Source organism: Haloferax sulfurifontis, from assembly GCF_014635105.1.
GTDB classification, from domain to species: domain Archaea; phylum Halobacteriota; class Halobacteria; order Halobacteriales; family Haloferacaceae; genus Haloferax; species Haloferax denitrificans.
In genome coordinates this window covers 220,210-236,985 of record NZ_BMCI01000006.1, presented here as the reverse complement: position 1 = coordinate 236,985, position 16,776 = coordinate 220,210, and the positions used below count along the sequence as shown (strand labels likewise).

The 16,776-nt window shown below is 67.8% G+C and carries 15 protein-coding genes; 7 read left to right on the top strand and 8 right to left on the bottom strand.

Translation table 11 applies throughout. The annotated features are described in order from the left end of the window. The first annotated feature begins 1 nt into the window (after position 1). The 3 genes from IEV64_RS16465 to IEV64_RS16455 all read left to right on the top strand — a co-directional run bounded on the left by IEV64_RS16465 (position 2) and on the right by IEV64_RS16455 (position 3,577). Entirely contained in the window at positions 2-1,330 is a 1,329-nt protein-coding gene (locus IEV64_RS16465) for an MmgE/PrpD family protein (RefSeq protein WP_188424520.1), read from the top strand. A 33-nt stretch (positions 1,331-1,363) separates the two neighbouring features. Next, on the top strand, positions 1,364-2,737 hold the full coding sequence (locus IEV64_RS16460) for an MmgE/PrpD family protein (RefSeq protein WP_188424518.1): 1,374 nt from the start codon (positions 1,364-1,366) through the stop codon (positions 2,735-2,737). 69 nt (positions 2,738-2,806) lie between these two features. Then, the gene (locus tag IEV64_RS16455; RefSeq protein ID WP_004967825.1) at positions 2,807-3,577 is read left to right on the top strand and encodes an IclR family transcriptional regulator; all 771 of its coding nucleotides are present in this window, start codon (positions 2,807-2,809) and stop codon (positions 3,575-3,577) included. 695 nt (positions 3,578-4,272) lie between these two features. On the opposite strand, the gene IEV64_RS16450 is transcribed toward IEV64_RS16455, so the two are convergent. Continuing rightward, a complete protein-coding gene (locus IEV64_RS16450) occupies positions 4,273-5,361 on the bottom strand; it encodes a guanosine monophosphate reductase (RefSeq protein WP_188424516.1) in 1,089 nt (362 codons plus the stop codon). Positions 5,362-5,779: 418 nt separating this feature from the next. Here IEV64_RS16450 and glmU point away from each other — a divergent pair, with 418 nt between their 5' ends. From glmU to IEV64_RS16435, 3 genes are all read left to right on the top strand, one after another. Continuing rightward, positions 5,780-7,060, top strand: coding sequence for a bifunctional sugar-1-phosphate nucleotidylyltransferase/acetyltransferase (glmU, locus tag IEV64_RS16445; RefSeq protein ID WP_007276263.1), 1,281 nt, complete (start codon positions 5,780-5,782; stop codon positions 7,058-7,060). Positions 7,061-7,156: 96 nt separating this feature from the next. Beyond that, positions 7,157-8,668 (top strand): response regulator, encoded by a 1,512-nt coding sequence (locus IEV64_RS16440; RefSeq protein ID WP_188424514.1) that lies wholly within the window; start codon positions 7,157-7,159, stop codon positions 8,666-8,668. 212 nt (positions 8,669-8,880) lie between these two features. Beyond that, complete coding sequence (locus IEV64_RS16435; RefSeq protein WP_007276261.1) at positions 8,881-9,324, top strand: Rrf2 family transcriptional regulator; 444 nt, start codon at positions 8,881-8,883, stop codon at positions 9,322-9,324. 25 nt (positions 9,325-9,349) lie between these two features. Here the strand turns inward: IEV64_RS16435 and IEV64_RS16430 are convergent, their stop codons facing one another. The 3 genes from IEV64_RS16430 to IEV64_RS16420 all read right to left on the bottom strand — a co-directional run bounded on the left by IEV64_RS16430 (position 9,350) and on the right by IEV64_RS16420 (position 11,076). Further along, complete coding sequence (locus tag IEV64_RS16430) at positions 9,350-9,721, bottom strand: winged helix-turn-helix transcriptional regulator (RefSeq protein WP_049917703.1); 372 nt, start codon at positions 9,719-9,721, stop codon at positions 9,350-9,352. Positions 9,722-9,849: 128 nt separating this feature from the next. Then, on the bottom strand, positions 9,850-10,206 hold the full coding sequence (locus tag IEV64_RS16425) for a hypothetical protein (RefSeq protein WP_004967819.1): 357 nt from the start codon (positions 10,204-10,206) through the stop codon (positions 9,850-9,852). A 90-nt stretch (positions 10,207-10,296) separates the two neighbouring features. Further along, positions 10,297-11,076: a DICT sensory domain-containing protein gene (locus IEV64_RS16420; RefSeq protein WP_188424512.1), complete on the bottom strand. Its 780-nt coding sequence runs from the start codon at positions 11,074-11,076 to the stop codon at positions 10,297-10,299. 162 nt (positions 11,077-11,238) lie between these two features. On the opposite strand from IEV64_RS16420, the gene IEV64_RS16415 reads away from it, so the two are divergent. After that, the gene (locus tag IEV64_RS16415; protein ID WP_004967817.1) at positions 11,239-11,472 is read left to right on the top strand and encodes a hypothetical protein; all 234 of its coding nucleotides are present in this window, start codon (positions 11,239-11,241) and stop codon (positions 11,470-11,472) included. 39 nt (positions 11,473-11,511) lie between these two features. Here IEV64_RS16415 and IEV64_RS16410 read toward each other — a convergent pair whose 3' ends face one another. From IEV64_RS16410 to IEV64_RS16395, 4 genes are all read right to left on the bottom strand, one after another. Further along, complete coding sequence (locus tag IEV64_RS16410) at positions 11,512-12,072, bottom strand: helix-turn-helix domain-containing protein (protein ID WP_004967816.1); 561 nt, start codon at positions 12,070-12,072, stop codon at positions 11,512-11,514. 192 nt (positions 12,073-12,264) lie between these two features. Beyond that, positions 12,265-14,082 (bottom strand): glutamine--fructose-6-phosphate transaminase (isomerizing), encoded by a 1,818-nt coding sequence (glmS, locus tag IEV64_RS16405; RefSeq protein ID WP_007276258.1) that lies wholly within the window; start codon positions 14,080-14,082, stop codon positions 12,265-12,267. Then, positions 14,082-15,251, bottom strand: coding sequence for a sugar phosphate nucleotidyltransferase (locus IEV64_RS16400; protein WP_004967814.1), 1,170 nt, complete (start codon positions 15,249-15,251; stop codon positions 14,082-14,084). Before IEV64_RS16400 ends, glmS begins: the two co-directional genes overlap by 1 nt. A 466-nt stretch (positions 15,252-15,717) precedes the next feature. Then, positions 15,718-16,365: a DUF7344 domain-containing protein gene (locus IEV64_RS16395; RefSeq protein ID WP_089781242.1), complete on the bottom strand. Its 648-nt coding sequence runs from the start codon at positions 16,363-16,365 to the stop codon at positions 15,718-15,720. Positions 16,366-16,776 lie beyond the last annotated feature (411 nt).

Here is a 16,776-nt window from a genome sequence, read left to right as displayed (position 1 = left end):
GATGACCGACGAAGCGCTCGCGTCGTTCGTCGCCGACCTCGACCGGGCCGACCTCCCCGCGTCGGTCGTCGAGCGCGCGTCCCTCGTCGTCGCCGACACCATCGGCGCGGTGCTGGGCGGCGCGTCGGACCCCGCGGTCGCCGCGCTGGCGCGCCGGTGGGCCGACGAGAACGGCGGCGAATCGACCGTCATGGGGACGGCTGGCGAGCGGACCACCGCGTACCGCGCCGCGTTCGTCAACGCGGCCGCCGGGAGCGTCCTCGAACTCGACGAGGGCCACCGCTTCGCGGCCGGCCACCCCGCGATACACGTCCTGCCCGCGCTCCTCGCGGACGGCGAGTCCGCCTACCGGAGCGGCGACGAGTTCCTGACGGCGTTCGTCGCCGGCTACGAGGCGGCGGTCCGCGCCGCCCAGACGGTGGTCCCGCTCGCGGACGGCCTCCACCCCCACGGCGTGTGGGGCGGCGTCGGGACCGCCGCGGCCGTCGCCCGACTCCGCGGCCTCGACGCCGAGACGACGCTCGACGCGATGCGCATGGCGGCGAACTACGCCCAGCACACCCGGTTCGAGGCGGCGACCGAGGGCGCGACCGTCAGAAACGGCTACGTGGGGATGAGTAACCTCTCGGGCCTCCTCGCGGTCGACCAGGCCGAGTCGGGGTTCACCGGCCTCGACGACGGCGTGGCGCGACACCTCGAACCCGTGGCCGCGGACGGCCCCAACCGGAGCGCCCTCGCCGACGAACTCGGCGAGCGCTGGGAACTCGAGCGCGGCTACTTCAAGGTCCACGCGGCCTGCCGCTACACCCACGCCGCCCTCGACGCCGTGGCGCTCCTCGTCGACGAGACGGGCGTCGACGCGGCCGACATCGAGTCGGTTAGCGTCGAGACGTACCCCGCGGCCGCGGCGCTGTCGGAACCCGCGCCCGCCAACGCCCTGCAGGCGAAGTTCTCGATTCCCTTCGCCGTCGCCTCGGCGCTGACGACCGGCGAGACCGGCAAGGAGGCGTTCACCGACGAGGCGCTGACGAAGACCGCCCTCGGGTTCGCCCGCCGCGTGGACGTGGTCGCCACCGAGGAGTTCGCGGCCCGCGCCCCCGACGAGCGCGGCGCGCGCGTCACCGTCGAGACGGGCGACGGCGAGCGGTACGCCCGCGAGGTGCGCGCCGCCCGCGGCGGCGAGCGCGACCCGTTCACCGAATCGGAACTCCGAGCGAAGTTCGACCGACTCGTCGCGCCCGTCATCGGCGACGGCGGCGTCGACGGCCTCTGGACCGCGGCGACCGAACCCGCCGCCCCCCGCGTGCTCTGCGCCCTCACTCGGGCCTGAGCACCCCCGACACTCACCGAGACCACTGAGACCATGATTTCACACGAGCCAGTCAGAGACTGGGAACGACAGGTGTACGGCTTTCTGACCGACGAGATACCCGACGACGTGCGCGCCGACGGGGCGCGAATCGTCGCGGACGTGCTCGCGGCGACCGTCGCGGGGGCGGCCGCGCCACAGCACGCGGGCGTCTTCCGCGACGCGAAACTGGCCGACGGCCCGGCGTCCGTCCTCGGGACCGACCGCCGGGTCGACCCGTCGCAGGCGGCGCTGTTGAACGCGACGGCGGCGATAACACAGGAGATAGAGGAGGGCCACAACCGCGGCGGCCACGTCGGCGCGAGCGTCGTCGCGGGCGCGGTCGGCGTCGCCGAGGCCAACGACGTGGACGGCGAGACGTTCGTAGACGCCTGCGTCCGCTCCTACGAGCTGTGCGCGCGCTTCGAGTACGCCATCTTCGCGATGAAGGCCCGGATGAACGAGGCGATTCCGTGGCTCGTCCGCGACCCGCACTCGACGTGGACGACGCTCGGGCCAGCGCTGACAGCCGCCGTCTGCGCGGGACAGTCGCCCGACGGGGTGCGCGAGACGGTCCGGACCGCGCTGAACCTCGCGGTCGTCTCCATGCACGACCCCTTCGCGGAGGGCGCGCCGTCGCGGAACGTCACCGCCGGGTTCTCCGCGCAGGCCGGCGTGAGCGCCGCGACGCTGACCGCCGCCGGCCTCCGCGGGTCGCCCGCGGCGATGGAGGCCGTCTACGACCCGTTCGAAACGCTCCTCGGCGACGGCGAGTTCGACGCCCTGTTCGATTCGCTCGGCGACGACTGGTGGATTTCCGAGGCCTACCAGAAGCCGTATCCGTCGTGTCGCTACACCCACGCCCCGCTCGACGCCCTACGAGACGCCGGCGCGGACGACCTCGCGCCCGGCGACGTGGACCGAATCGACGTGTACACCTACCGCAACGGCGTCGACATGAGCCACGCGCGACCCGAGACGCTCACCGCGGCGAAGTTCTCGACGCCGTACGTCCTCGCCCGCTGGGTCGCAGACGGGAGCGTCGAACTCGACGACTTCCTCGACGACGCGCTCGGCGACGAGGCCGTGCAGGGGCTCTCGGAGCGCGTCCACCTCCACGCGGACGAGGCGTTCGAGCGGGCGTTCCCCGACGATTGGGGGGCGCGCGTCGAGGTGACCGCCCGCGACGGGAGCCGCTACGTCGGCGAGCGCGAGTACCCCCGCGGCGACTACCGCGACCCGCTGTCGGCGGCCGACCTCGACTCGCGCAACCGCGACCTGCTCGCGTTCGGTCTCGGCGAGGACGCCGCGGACGCGGCGCTCGACGCGCTCTCGGCGGTCGGTTCGAGGCCGGTCCGCGAGACCGTCGCCGCGCTGACTCGGTACTGAGGCGAACACTCGTTCGGCTCACCCGAACAAAACGCCAACAATTATTACCTCACTGTCTGATTGCTAACTATGAACACGAACGGGAACGATGCGACGGGAACAATCGGCGCTACGAAAACGTCGTTCGGCATCGTCGAACACATCAGGGACCACGACGCGAGCGGGGTGTCGGAGATAGCGAACGACCTCGGCATCTCGAAGAGCACGGCCCACAACCACCTCAAGACGCTCGCGGAACTCGGCTACGTCGTCAGGCAGGGCGACGAGTACGCGCTGGGCCTGAAGTTCCTCGACCTCGGCGACCACGCCCGGACGCGACACGCGCTGTACCACGCCTCCATCGGCGAGATGGACGACCTCGTCGAGGCGGTCGGCGAGCGCGGACAAGTGATGGTCGAAGAGAACGGCCGCGGCGTCTACATCTATCAGGTGAAGTCCGAACAGGGCCTCCAGACCGACTCGCACATCGGCACGACCGTCGACCTCCACACCACGTCGGTCGGCAAGTCCTACCTCGCGTTCTGCGACGAGGAGCGCCGAAGGGAGATTCTCGACGGCGAACTGACGCGGCTGACGACGAAGACGATAGACGACCGCGACGCCCTCGAAGCCGAGTTGGCGACGATTCGCGAGCGCGGCTACGCCTTCAACGACGAAGAGCGCATCACCGGGATGCGAGCGGTCGGCGCGCCGATTCTCTCCGACGACGAGACCATCCTCGGCGCGATTAGCGTCTCCGGTCCGACCACCCGAATGAAAGGCGAGTGGTACCACACGGAGGTCCCCGAGATGGTGACGCAGGCCGCCCGCGTCATCGGCATCCGCGCGACCTACTCGTAGTCTCCAGTGATGCAAAACAACGGTTCGGCATAGCTGTATTTCGCGGATGTTTGACGCCGGGCGGCCCGTTCCCGGAGTCGTTCGGACGCGAGCCGGCAGACACCAAAGAGATTACAGAATTATGTTTGTCACGGATGAGGCGAGTCGACTTCCGCGACTCGTGACACGGATACGGTTGTCAGGCGAGCCGGTCGAGTTCGGCGGTGTCCGTCGGCAAACGTATCAGTATATATAGTTCTAATCTGGCTTGATAAGTCATCGTCGGAGAGGGTCACGAGCGCGACGGACTCGATTCGGTGGCCGAGTTCTTCCGTCCGAGATGCGAGCGCGGCGCGGCGATTCAAAGCGGACGAACGGTGCGTTTTTCGCGCGATTGACGCGCTATTCGAGCGAAATTTCGGTGTTAGGGGTGACGAGAGAAATCGATCAGTCGGCTCGCTGTGGACCCGATTGCCGAGTGTTCGAACTCGAATCGAAGCCATGTGCTCGAACTAAATAACTACCAATATTCGAAAATAACAGTCGAATACTATCGAATCTGAGATGTTATTCGAGCGCGATGACGCCGGTGTGTCAGCGCGAACGCCGTCGCTCGGCGAGGGCGCGGTCGCCGGCGTGGCGGTCCGCGTCGTCTCGCGTCGCGTCGTGAGTCACCGCGCGGTGTCGCGTCGGGAGTCGGTTCCCCGACCTCGGAGTCAGTCGGCCATCGGAGCCTGCAACTCGCGTTCGGCCTCCTCGTCGACCTCGACGGGGCCCTCGGCGAAGACGACGCCGTGTGCGCCTTCTCGCTCCTTCGCGCTCGCCGCGACGCGGACGAACGAGGCCTTCTCGCGGGCGTCGGCGAGCGTGTGACCGCCGCAGTAGCTCACCCCGGAGCGAACCCCGCCGAGGAACTCCTCGACGAGCGGTTCGACCGGCCCCTTGTAGGGCGTGAGCGCCTCGACGCCCTCGCCGGCGTCCACGTCGCTCTGTTTGTCCTCGCGGTCGTCTGCGGCCTCCGTGGAGGCCATCCCGCGGGAGCGCTTGTACGTCTCGCCGTCGACCTCGACGACCCGGCCCGGTGCCTCGTCGGTCCCGGCGAAGAAGCTCCCCATCATGACGGTGTCCGCGCCGGCCATGAGCGCCTTCGCGGCGTCGCCGGAGGTCCGAATCCCCCCGTCGGCCATGACGTGGATGTCGAGGTCGTGCGCCCGCTCGGCGCACTCCGAGACGGCCGTGAGCTGTGGGTAGCCCGCGCCCGCGACCTCGCGGGTCGTGCAGTGCGACCCCGGCCCGACGCCGACTTTCACACAGCCCGCGCCGGCCTCCCAGAGGTCTTCGACGGCCGCCGGCGTGACGACGTTGCCCGCGACGATTTCGGGGTCGAACTCGTCGCGAATCCGTTCGACGGCGTCGAGACACCGCTCCATGTGGCCGTGAGCGATGTCCATCACGATAGCGTCCGCGCCGGCGTCGAGGAGCGCCTCGGTCCGGTCGAGGTAGTCCTCGTTGATGCCGACCGCGCCCGAGACGGTCCCGCCCGCCTCGGCGACGCGGCGGACCTGTTCGGCCTGCTCGTCCACGTCGAGGAAGCGGTGGACGACGCCGAGGCCGCCGAGGCCCGAGAGCGTCGCCGCGAGGTCCGCTTCGGTGACGGTGTCCATGGCCGCGCTGACGAGCGGCGTGTCGAGGCGCAAGTCGGGCGTCACGTTGGTCGAGAGGTCCACGTCGCTCCGGCTGTCGACCGGCGAGCGCTGTGGAACCAGCAATACGTCTCCGTAAGAGAGTCCTGTGCGAATCTCCATCGTAACCCTCCACAGCCGAAGGGTGGGATGGTAATAACGCCCACGAACGCGGTTCGCGTCGCCGCGGAACGAAACTATTACACGCTGGCGTTCGTCCGTTCACTAACACACGGCGCCGCGTCTCGTGCGAATCTCCAACCCATCGTAACCCCAACGTATTCGCCGTTCGCGGGCCGTGTGGTTCGAACCGCCCCGGAGCGACCGCGCCGCGCGACGGCGGAGTCTCGGAGTCGAATCCGGCGCGGAGTTCGCAAGCGTTTTGTCAGACTGATATTGACAGATAGTTGCCGTGCCGGCCGTCCCACCTCGAGTCGGTATCGGTAGGTGGATCAGAGGCAACCCACAGCACGACGATTGGTCCCCGCCTCGATATCGTCCGGACCGAAGAAATTTCTTCCGCGCAGTCCCTTAGGGAGGTATGCAGACTGTCATTCTCGCCGCCGGCCGCGGCACCCGGATGCGTCCGCTCACGGACCGCCGACCGAAGCCGATGCTCCCCGTGGCCGACCGGCCGCTCGTCGCACACACCGCCGACGCGGCCATCGAGGCGGGCGCGACGGACATCACTCTCGTCGTCGGCTACGAGGCCGGAGACGTGCGCGACTACTTCGGCGACGAGCGCGGGGGCGTCCCCGTCGAGTTCGCCGTCCAGTCGGAACAGCGCGGGACGGCCGACGCCGTCCGCGCCGCGGCCCCCCATCTCGACCCCGACGAGCCGTTCGTCGTCCTCAACGGCGACGCGCTGTACGACGTGCCGACGCTGTCGACGCTGTACGAGGGGACGCCCGCGGTCGGGTCGTTCCGCGTCGACGACCCGAGTTCCTACGGCGTCCTCGACACCGACGACGAGGGCTTCGTCACCGGCGTCGTCGAGAAGCCCGCGGACCCGCCGTCTGACCTCGTCAACGCCGGCGCGTACGTCTTCCCGGCCGAGGCCCACGACTGGCTCGACGTGGACGAGAGTGACCGCGGCGAACTCGAACTGACCGACGTGCTCGCGGCGACCTGCGAGGCCTACGACGTGCGCGGCGTCGCCTTCGAGCGCTGGCTCGACGTGGGGCGGCCGTGGGAACTCCTCGAAGCCAACGAGTGGAAGCTCGGCGAACTCGAACCGCGAATCGACGGCGACGTGTCCGAGCGGGCCGAACTCGACGGGCCGGTCGTCGTCGAGGCGGGCGCGACGGTCCGCTCCGGCGTGGTCATCGAGGGGCCGGTGCTCGTCCGGAGCGGGGCTACCGTCGGCCCGAACGCCTACGTCCGCGGGCACACGCTCGTCGGCGAGCACGCCAAGGTCGGCCACGCCGTCGAGGTGAAAAACAGCGTCCTGATGGAGGGCGCGACGGTCGGCCACCTCTCGTACGTCGGCGATAGCCTCCTCGGCCGCGACGTGAACTTCGGCGCGGGGACAAAAGTGGCGAACCTCCGACACGACGGCGAGCCCGTCCGGCAGATGCTCAAAGGCGAACTCGTCTCGTCGGGTCGCCGGAAGTACGGCGTCGTCCTCGGTGACGGGGTGAAGACCGGCATCAACGCCTCGCTGAACGCGGGCGTCAGAATCCCGACCGGCGGGACGGTCAAACCCGGCGAGTCCGTCCTCTACGACCGCGTGGACGAGACCGACGCGGGCGACGAAGCGAGCGACCACGGGGCGACCGGCCACGCGGCGACCGACGACGAGGCGACCGCCGGCGAGGACTGACGCGAGGGCCGCCTCGACCCGCGACACGCATCACGTTGACGACAGTTAACCTACCAAACAGTTATCAGACACAACGGCGAATCGGCACGACAGTACATGGACGTGAGCGAGGGGGAGTCGGCGTCGAGGCGCGTGCTCTACGTCGACGACGACGAGGGGCTGTTGGCGCTGACAAAGCGGTTTCTCGAATCGACGGACGACGAAATCGAGGTCGTGACGACCGACTCGCCGCGGCGGGCGCTGGCACTGCTCGCGTCGGAGTCGTTCGACGCGGTCGTCTCCGACTACCAGATGCCGGAGATGTCCGGACTCGAACTGCTGTCGGTGCTCCGAGAGGAGCGCGGCTCCGACGTGCCGTTCGTCATCTTCACCGGGCGGAGCCGCGAGGAAGTCGCCATCGAGGCGCTGAACCTCGGCGCCGACAGCTATCTCCAGAAGGGCGGCGACCCGACGACGCAGTACGGCGTCCTCCGACAGACGCTCGTCCGCATCACGGACCACCGGCGCGCGGAACGGCGACTCCGCGAGCGCGAGGCGTACCTCCGCGTCACCCTCAACTCCATCGCCGAGGGCGTCGTCGCCACCGACGCCGACGGGACGGTCGTCCAACTGAACCGAACCGCCGAGGAGATAACCGGCTACGACGCCGACGCCGCCGTCGGCGAGCCGCTTTCGGACGTGCTCGTCCTCGTCGACGGCGAGACCGGCGAACGCATCGACCCGATGCGCCGCGTCGCCGAGGCGGACGGGCCGGTCGAACTCGCCGCGGGAACGAAACTCGTCACCAGCGACGGCGGCGAGCGCTACATCGAAGACAGCATGTCGCCCATCAGGACCGACGACGGGGCGGTCGAAGGCGTCGTCGCCGTCTTCCGCGACGTGACCGAGGCCTACCGCGAGCGGGAGCGACGCGAGCGCCAACAGCGGGCGCTCGTCGGCCTCGCGACCGACGAGGCGGTCATCGGGGGGTCGTTCGAGGACGCACTGCCGCGAATCACGGAGACGATGGCGACGGTGCTGAACGTCGAGCGGGCGAGCGTCTGGCTGTTCGACGACGCCGAGACGCTCCGCTGTGTCGACCAGTACGACCGGTCGTCGGGCGAGCACAACGCCGGGACGACGCTGACCGCGTCGAACTACCCGTCGTACTTCGAGGCGCTGGCGGCGAACCGGTCGCTCGGCGTCGACGACGTTCGGACCGACCCGGCGACCGCCGAGCTTCGGGACGGCTACCTCGGGCCGAAGGGCATCGCGTCGATGCTCGACGCGACGGTCAGGTCGGGCGGCGAGGTCGTCGGCGTCGTCTGTCACGAACACGTCGGCGAGCCGCGACAGTGGCGGACCGACGAGCGCAGGTTCGCCGCGGAGGTCGCCGACAACGTGGTCATCGCGCTCATGCGGGCGACCGACGTCGAGGCGCTCCCGGCGCGCGCCGGCGGGAACGAGACGGGCGATGCGGAAGCAAGCGACGCGGAAGCGGACGATACGGGAGCGGGCGACGCGAAAACGGGCGACTCCGAAGGAAACGAGCGCGGAGACGGAACGCGACCGAGAGAGGAGCGACGAGGGAGCCGCGCGGAACCGCGGGCGGAGCAAAGCGAGGAGTGAATCGGTCGGGGCGCGTCGCCGCGGCCGACCTGCTCAATCTGGAGTCTACTTTTCGGCCGTTCCGAACCCCATCCGGTCGGTTCTCGCCATCTGATTCGGACACCGAACCCCCGTTCCGAGCCGGGAGTTGAAAAACGGCAGTTCCGCGGGAATCCGGCGAAATCGGCGCATCACCGTGAAATCTAAAATGCCCGTAGCACCAAAGAACGTGTATGTCGAACAGCAGCCGATTCGTCGTCGCGACGCACGTGTTGACTCACTTGGCGGTGCAGAGCGACGAGCGGCTGTCTTCCGACCGTCTCGCGTGGAGCGTCAACACGAACCCGGTGGTCATCCGTCAGCTCCTGTGTTCGCTCCGCGAGGCGGGCCTCGTCGATTCCAAGCGCGGCCCGACCGGCGGCTTCACGCTGTCCCGCGAGCCGGACGCCATCACGCTTCGCGACATCTACGAGGCGGTGGAGGACGCCGAGCCGTTCTGTTTCCACACGAACGAACCGAACGACGAGTGCACCGTCGGCGAACACATCCAGCCGGTGCTCGTCGAACTGCTCGAACCGGCGATTCAGGCGATGCTCGACGAACTCGACTCGGTCACCGTCGCGGACGTCCACGCGGAAATCGTCGAGACGGCGGACGGCGACCCGCTCGAAGCGTAGCGCGGCACCGCACCGTAGAGCGCGTTCAGACCGTCGACTGCACCGTCTCGGCCTCGGCCGCGTCCTCGTCGTGTTCAGCGTCGAGCCACTCGGTGGCCCACTCCTGTATCTCGTCGAACACCGGGCACAGCGAGACGCCCTTGTCGGTCAGCGAGTAGTACGTCGCGACCGGCGCGTCCTCTTCCATCCGGCGGTCGACGAAGCCGTGTTCCTGCAGGTCGTCGAGGACGCGAGAGAGCGTCCGCGAACTCGCGCCGGTCGAGCGCTTCAGCTCGTTGAACCGCTTTTCACCGTCTTGGAGGTCGTGGAGGACGATGAGACGCCACTGTGACCCGATCTGCTTCAGCGAGTCGATGATGGGACAGGGGGCGTCGTCGAGGTTCATATCCGTGGCCATACCCCCATATCGGCTCCGCCCCTCTTTAGCGGTTCGGTTAGTACACCTGCTTTCGAAACGTTACCTGATTCGGATCCGGGCCGACGGACCGACCGGCCGACCAGTCGCCGACCTGAGCGCCGGTCCGCTCAGGCGAGGAGACGCGAGAGGAGGAGGAACACGCGCTTGAGGTTCTTCGAGAGGCTCGTCTGGTTCTCCGAGAACAGCACCACCTCGTCGTCGAGTGCGTGAATCTGCAGGCACCGACCGCGGTCAGACAGGTCCTTCAGTTCGATGCCCCGGACCGAGTCGAGGGGGACGACGAGATAGCGGTACTCCTCGTCTTGGATGTCGGCGTTACAGTGGTCGCCGTAGACGTGGATGCTCCGCTCCGTGACCGCGAGTTCGTAGCCGATGTAGCTCATCCCGGCGATTTCGGCCCCGGCGCGGCCGCCCTTGACTTTGCCCTTCAGGTGCGAGGCGTCGAGGAGGATTCCGTCAACCATACCGCACGGTTCCGGGCGGGCGTTCCTAAGTATTCGCGCCCGGTTCTCCGAATTGATTCTGCGAGCGGCGCGCCGACGAGGAGAGCCGCGTCAGCGACAGCCTTTCGGTCGGACGGTCATCCGGCGGCGGCCGTCCGCGTCGTCGCCCGAGCCATCGGGTTCGATAATCGAGTACGACGAGACGAGGTGGTTGACGATGTAGTCGACCGTCGAGGGGTCGTACGTCCAGAAGCCGGTGAAGCCGAACCCCGGTTCGGGCTCCTCGGCGACGAGCGCGCACTTGTAGTCGCCGACGCCGTTGCCGTCGTAGGCGACGAACCAGGAGCGGCGAATCTCGTCGGTGCGCGCGAGGTGGAGTTGGAACTGGTCCGCCTGCGGGACCTCGCCGTTCGGATAGATGTACGCGTGGACCGAGAGGTCGTCGCGGCCGCCGAGGCGGCGGTACGCGGCGAGTTGCGGGCGGAGGTTCCCGCCGGACTGAAAGCCCGAGTGGAGTTCGCCCGCGCCGACGCGCCACGCGCGGTCTTCGATTTCGCGGGTGGCGTTGAGCATCTGCCGGCGGTCGTAGGAGGTAAACAGCGTCTCGTCGAGATGGTCGAGAATCGGCGCGTACGAGTCGCGTTCGAAGCCCGGTTCGACGTCCTCGGGACGTCTGAGGAGGTCGTCTATCGAGACGGCCGTGTGGAACGTGTCGCCGGTACCCAACACCGCGTAGTTCGAGGGACCCTCGTCGGAACTCGCAGACTCCACCGAGACGTTTCGGTCCGCGAAGTGCTCGGCGAGTCGCTCGGCGACGCCGGGCGTCGGATTGAACACCGTCAGCGTTCGCTCCGCGGCGGCGACGCCGGAAATGAGTTCGCTGAGAGACATTACCGGTTACACGGAACGCTCCAGCGGGTTATTATTCTTTGCAATAATGTGGTATGAGAGAGCCGGCAATCGGCTCGTAACCCCGAGACTCCGACGAGTAAGGAGGTCGTTACCGAAGGTGTTCAGATTCCTAACTATGCCCCGCGAGCGTGTACATTCAGTATGATTTCCGACGCACCCCACTCTCGGTCGTCCGCGGGGGTCGACGACGAATCCGGGACTGACGCCAGTTCGTGGTTCGCCACCGAGGTGCCCGACATCGTCGAGGGGCTCGCGTCCTCGCAGTCCATCGGTCCCCTCACCGCCGCGACCGCGCGCGAACTCATCGCGGTCGGCCGCGCAAGAGACGCGCTCGCGCTCGTCCTCGGCGAAGTCGACGGGTCGTGGCGGCGGTGAGACGGCGCGACGAGCGCCACCGAATCGACGGCCGACGGACTACTTCTCGCGGGAGCTCGTGTCTCTGACGTACAGTTCCACGAGCGAGTCGAGCAGGTGCGGAGCCAGTCGGAACCGAACGTCCACGCTGTTTTGCTCGCGGTCGTACGCGAGCTGTTGGACGTCGATGGCGGCCAGAAGCGTGCGCATCGCGTCGACGACGTAGTTGCTCGACCCCGCCTCGACGCGGAGGCTGTCGCCGAGGTGAATCGAGAGCCCGTCGACGGCCGTCTCGTAGCACGTCTTGCTCGGCGCGTCGACCCGCTGGGTCCGTTCGACCAGCCCGAGGCTCGACAGCGTTTCGAGCCGGCGGTAGATGGTCGATTCGGAGACGTCGCAGGTCTCGGCGAGCTCCTCGGCGGTCATCGGCGCGCGGTTGCACGCCAGCAGTACGTCCCGGGAGACGTCGTCTCCGAGCGCGTCGAGGAGGTCGTCGTCGGACGACTCCGGGGGGATATCGGTCTCGTCCGTCGTCTCGGCGGCGGCGCTCTCGTCGGTCAGCGGTCCGGGAGGCTCGTCCGAGGCCGAGAGAACGTCGTCCACGAGGTCGCGTCGGGTCATCGCGTGTTACCTGACGCGGGCGGGTAATATGTAATCGGTGCCTACAATCGAGATAATCTTCGATTACCTCCGAACAGTCTCGAATCCCTGAAAAACGGCGGCCCTCGGACCGAAACCGAACGACTGCGGCGAATTAACGGGTGCGAAACGTCGGAACGCGGCGGTGAGACCCACCGCGGCGCTCGCTCACGCTCACTCGACGGTGACGCACTTGGCGAGGTTGCGCGGCTTGTCGATGGGTCGTTCGAGCAGGTCCGCCGCGTGGTACGCGACGAGCTGGAGCTGGACGTTGGCGAGGACGCCGGCGATGTCGGGATGGGTGTCCGGAATCCTGAGCACGTGGTCCGCGAACTCGGTCACCTCGCCGGTGCGGTCGCTCGTGATGGCGATGACCGGCGCGCCGCGGGCCTGCACCTCTTTGACGTTGCTCAGCGTCGCCTCGTCCTCGTGGCCGGTGAAGATGGCGAACACGGGCGACAAGGGTGTGACGAGCGCCAGCGGGCCGTGTTTGAGCTCCGAGGCGGCGAAGCCCTCGGCGTGCTCGTAGGATATCTCCTTGAACTTCAGCGCGCCTTCGAGGGCGACGGGGTGGGCGACCCCGCGGCCGATGAAGAAGTAGGCGTCGCTCCCCTCGTACTCGATGGCGATTTCGCGGGCCATCGAGGTGTCGAGCACCTCCTGTACGTCGCCCGGGAGCCGCGACAGCGCCTCCATCAGGGTGCGCGCTTCGGGCGACTTCGCGCCGGTCACGTCCTCAACGAGGCGCTCGGTGAGGAGCGTCAGCGCCGTCACCTGCGACGAGAACGTCTTGGTGGCCGCGACGCCGATTTCCGGGCCGGCGCGGATGAGCAGTTCGTCGTCGCACTCGCGGGTTATCGACGAGCCGACGACGTTCGTGACCGCGAGGGTCCGCGCGCCGGCGGCGCGGGCGCGGCGCACCGCGTCGAGGGTGTCTGCGGTCTCGCCCGACTGGCTGACCGCGACGACGAGCGTGTCCGGCGTCACCGGCGGCTTGATGACCGAGTACTCGCCGGCCATGAACGCGTAGGCGGGGATGCCCCGGGAGTTGAGCAACGACGCCGCGTACATCCCGGCGTGGTGCGAGGTGCCCATGGCGAGGAGGTGGACCTGCTTCACGTCGGCGAACGACTCCGGCGGGAACTCCTCTAATTCGACGCCGCCGGCGTGGGTGTTCAGCCGGCTCTGGGTGGTCCGCCGGAGCGCGCCGGGCTGTTCGTGAATCTCCTTGTACATGTAGTGCTCGTAGCCGCCCTTCGTCGCCGTCTCGGGGTCCCACTCGACGCGTTCGACGGGGCGGTCGACCGCGCGGCCGGCCGAGTCCGTGATTTCGTAGCCGTCCGAGCGAGTGACGACGAAGTCACCGTCGTGGAGGTAGACGACGCGCGCCGTGTGCTGGATGAACGCGGGCACGTCGCTGGCGAGGTAGTACTCGCCGTCGCCGACGCCGAGGACCAACGGCGACCCCGAGCGGGTCGCGAAGATGGCCTCCTCGTCGCCGATGATGGCCGCGAGGGCGTAGCTCCCCGAGAGACTGCCGACCGCGGCGCGGAAGGCCTCCTCGGGGGTCGCGCCGTCGCGGAGGTTCTCCTCGATGAGGTGCGGGACGACCTCGGTGTCGGTCTCGCTACTGAAGACGTGACCGCGGGCTTCGAGGTCGCTCCGGAGCGACTGGAAGTTCGAGATGATGCCGTTGTGGACGACGGCGATACGGCCCGACTCGTCGGTGTGGGGGTGGGCGTTGCCGTCGGTGACGCCGCCGTGGGTCGCCCAGCGGGTGTGACCGATGCCGTAGTCGCCGGCGATGGGGTCCCGCTCGACGGCCGCGACGAGTTCGGAGACCTCGCCGACGCGCTTCGTCAGCGAGATGCCCGACCCGTTTTTCACGGCGATACCGGCCGAGTCGTAGCCGCGGTACTCCAGCCGCTGGAGTCCCTCGACGAGCGAATCGACCGAGTTGTCCGCGCCGATGCAGGCGGTGATTCCGCACATCAGTGGGTCACCTCCACGCGCTCGCGGACGTCGCCGTGTAAGACCGTGCCGGCCCCGACGACGGCCTCAGCGCCGACGCGACTGCCCGCCGTGAGCGTCACGTTCGCGCCCACCTCGGCGCGGTCGCCGATGATGCTCCCGAGGCGGCGGTCGGTGTACAGCCGGCCTTCGAGGATGACGTCCGCCCGGCCGCCGGGTGAGACGACGCCGTCGCCGACGGTCGCGCCGGGGCCGACGACGGAGTCCCGGAGGACGACGCCCGCGCCGACCCGCGCGTCGGTCGAGAGGATGGAGCGCTCGATGACGCTGTTCGCGCCGACCGAGACGTTGTTCTGGAGGCACGAGCCGGCGCTGATGACCGCGCCCGGCCCCACGTCGCAGTCGTCGCCGACGACCACGTGGTCGCCGACGACCGCGCGCTCGTGGATTCGCGCCGAACCGGCGACGGCCGAGCCGTGCCTGCGCGCGAGGAGCGTCTCCGTCACGGAGAGGAGTCCCCACGGGTGCGAGGGGTCGAGCCAGCCGCCGTTGACGAGGACGGACGTGACGTTCCCGTCGAGGTAGTGAATCACGTCGGGAAGCCGCGTCTCGCCGTCGTGCGGCGGGGTGAGCCGGAGCGCCTCGAACACCGCGTCGTCGAAGACGTAGACGCCCGCGTTGACGAGGTAGCCCTCGCTGTCGACGGCGTGTTCGTCGATGTCGGCGATGCGGCCGTTGTCCTCGACGACGACGCCGTACTCCTCGGGCGTGTCCGACTCGGCGACCGCGACGGTCGCCACCGAGTCGGTCGTCGAGAAGCGTTCGAGCACTGTCGTGACGATGTCGGCGTCGATGACGTTGTCGCCGTTGCAGACGACGAACGGGCCGGAGACGAGTTCCTCGGCGAGGAGGAGCGCGTGCCCGCTTCCGAGTCGGGCGTCCTGGTGGACGAACTCGATGTTCGCGTCGGGGTACGTCGCAGAGAGGTGCGACTGGATGCGGTCGGCGCGGTGGCCGACGACGACGACCGCGCGCTCGATGCCCGACTCGAACAGCGCGTCGAGGACGTACTCGACGACCGGCCGGTTGGCGACCGGGAGCATCGGCTTCGGTTGGAAGGTGGTGAGCGGGCGAAGCCGTCGCCCCTCTCCGCCCGCGAGGACGACCGCCTCGGTGATGCGGTCGTTCATTCGCGCCCTCCCGCGAGCGACAGGCGTTCGGAACGTGACCGTGACGGTATGTAAGTCATGAAGGAAACAGGGAGGGCGACGGGGATTGTTATACAGCGCGTTCCCCGAACCGGTCTCGCGTTAGGGTCGCGTGTGAGACTGTTGCAAGCGGAGACCGCAGTCCGAAATCGGCGGAGTAGACGGTTCGGACGCGCCTAATCTGGGGGCGCTCCCCCGACAGTGTCGCGGCGCGGCGAGCCGCCGCGTCGGTCGCACGGACTGCGAACCACACCGCGGGGTGAGAACGGACCTCGGTGGAGGAGTCGAGGAGAGTTGACCTCGGTGGAGGAGTCGAGGAGAGCAGATGTCGGCGGGCGGAAAGAAGGGAGGGACCGAATGCCGCGGCTGTTCGAAAGCGGAGCGAAGTAAAATCCGGGTGCAGTCGTTGGAAATCGGTATCGTCGCGGACGCGTGAGAACCGACCGACTCAGAGGTCGAGGCGGTTCTTGTACGACTCCATCGCGGTGATGGCCATGAGCGTCGCGGTGCTCAACACGGCCCAGCCGGCGGCCGGGACCTGTTCGAGTCCGGGGACGCCGAGCAGTCCGGCGGAGACGGTCGCGGCCACGCCGGCGGCGATAGCGAGGTTCCGCTTCGGCGACGCGGCGAGCGACGCCGACTGCTCGTCGTCCTCGGTGCTGACGATGTCGCCGTCGAGGTACTGGTCGAGCTGTTTCGCGGTGTCGAGAAGCGTGATGTCACCGCGGTTCTTCTCGAAGTCGACGATGCCCGCCGAGTCCATCTTCGGCAGGTGACACTGGTACAGACCGATGTACACGCGCTTTCGTTGACTCGACGACAGCGCCTTGATCTCGATGCCGTTTTCCTTCGCGGCGATGAACTCGGCCATGTCGCCGAGCTTCGCCTCGCCGTCGTTCTCCTTGAGGTACCGGAGCGCGTCGCGCCGGCGTTGGTTCTTCAGAATCTCGAAGACGACGTCCTTCGAGAGCGCTTCGATTTCGGGTTGTTGTTGCTGTTCTGCGAGCGCGTGAGACCCACCAGTCGTCTCCGCGGGCTGTTCATTCGTCGTCTGGTCGACAACGCCGGTATCGGCTTGTAGTGAATCGGTAACCATTGTTCCTTCCTCCCCCACTGTGTGGTCGGGTGCTACCGTGTCACGTGGTCGGTCGAGAGGGAAGACCACGAGGCGTTTGCACAGACCACAACCTTTGGATGCGCCCCACCAAGCGCGCCCCAGATACAGAGGGTCAGTGAGCTAATAGGTTAAGCGAGGATATATACTTGTCTGACAATCCCACACTCTGATTTCTCCGACTGTTAGGGTTGCAAAATCTGCGAGTAAAGTGACTGTAACAATCTATACTAACTCAGACTTTCAATAGTTCCGACAGTAAGAGAATCCTACCAGAGAGCCGCGAGGGACGCCGTTTTCACTCTCATTTATCTCGGTTCTGAGAAATATATAAAACACAGTTGGTAGTTAGGTTCACGGATACGTCGATTCAGCAGTAGCATCCGTTGAGAA

What these genes read in the sequence shown, in the direction of transcription:
- IEV64_RS16415 (WP_004967817.1), top strand. Translation starts at nt 11,239, where the DNA reads ATGATTTCCGACGCACCCCACTCTCGGTCGTCCGCGGGGGTCGACGAC.
- IEV64_RS16440 (WP_188424514.1), top strand. Translation starts at nt 7,157, where the DNA reads ATGGACGTGAGCGAGGGGGAGTCGGCGTCGAGGCGCGTGCTCTACGTC.
- IEV64_RS16465 (WP_188424520.1), top strand. Translation starts at nt 2, where the DNA reads ATGACCGACGAAGCGCTCGCGTCGTTCGTCGCCGACCTCGACCGGGCC.
- IEV64_RS16460 (WP_188424518.1), top strand. Translation starts at nt 1,364, where the DNA reads ATGATTTCACACGAGCCAGTCAGAGACTGGGAACGACAGGTGTACGGC.
- IEV64_RS16430 (WP_049917703.1), bottom strand. Translation starts at nt 9,721, where the DNA reads ATGGCCACGGATATGAACCTCGACGACGCCCCCTGTCCCATCATCGAC.
- IEV64_RS16455 (WP_004967825.1), top strand. Translation starts at nt 2,807, where the DNA reads ATGAACACGAACGGGAACGATGCGACGGGAACAATCGGCGCTACGAAA.
- glmU (WP_007276263.1), top strand. Translation starts at nt 5,780, where the DNA reads ATGCAGACTGTCATTCTCGCCGCCGGCCGCGGCACCCGGATGCGTCCG.
- IEV64_RS16450 (WP_188424516.1), bottom strand. Translation starts at nt 5,361, where the DNA reads ATGGAGATTCGCACAGGACTCTCTTACGGAGACGTATTGCTGGTTCCA.
- IEV64_RS16420 (WP_188424512.1), bottom strand. Translation starts at nt 11,076, where the DNA reads ATGTCTCTCAGCGAACTCATTTCCGGCGTCGCCGCCGCGGAGCGAACG.
- IEV64_RS16425 (WP_004967819.1), bottom strand. Translation starts at nt 10,206, where the DNA reads ATGGTTGACGGAATCCTCCTCGACGCCTCGCACCTGAAGGGCAAAGTC.
- IEV64_RS16400 (WP_004967814.1), bottom strand. Translation starts at nt 15,251, where the DNA reads ATGAACGACCGCATCACCGAGGCGGTCGTCCTCGCGGGCGGAGAGGGG.
- IEV64_RS16435 (WP_007276261.1), top strand. Translation starts at nt 8,881, where the DNA reads ATGTCGAACAGCAGCCGATTCGTCGTCGCGACGCACGTGTTGACTCAC.
- glmS (WP_007276258.1), bottom strand. Translation starts at nt 14,082, where the DNA reads ATGTGCGGAATCACCGCCTGCATCGGCGCGGACAACTCGGTCGATTCG.
- IEV64_RS16395 (WP_089781242.1), bottom strand. Translation starts at nt 16,365, where the DNA reads ATGGTTACCGATTCACTACAAGCCGATACCGGCGTTGTCGACCAGACG.
- IEV64_RS16410 (WP_004967816.1), bottom strand. Translation starts at nt 12,072, where the DNA reads ATGACCCGACGCGACCTCGTGGACGACGTTCTCTCGGCCTCGGACGAG.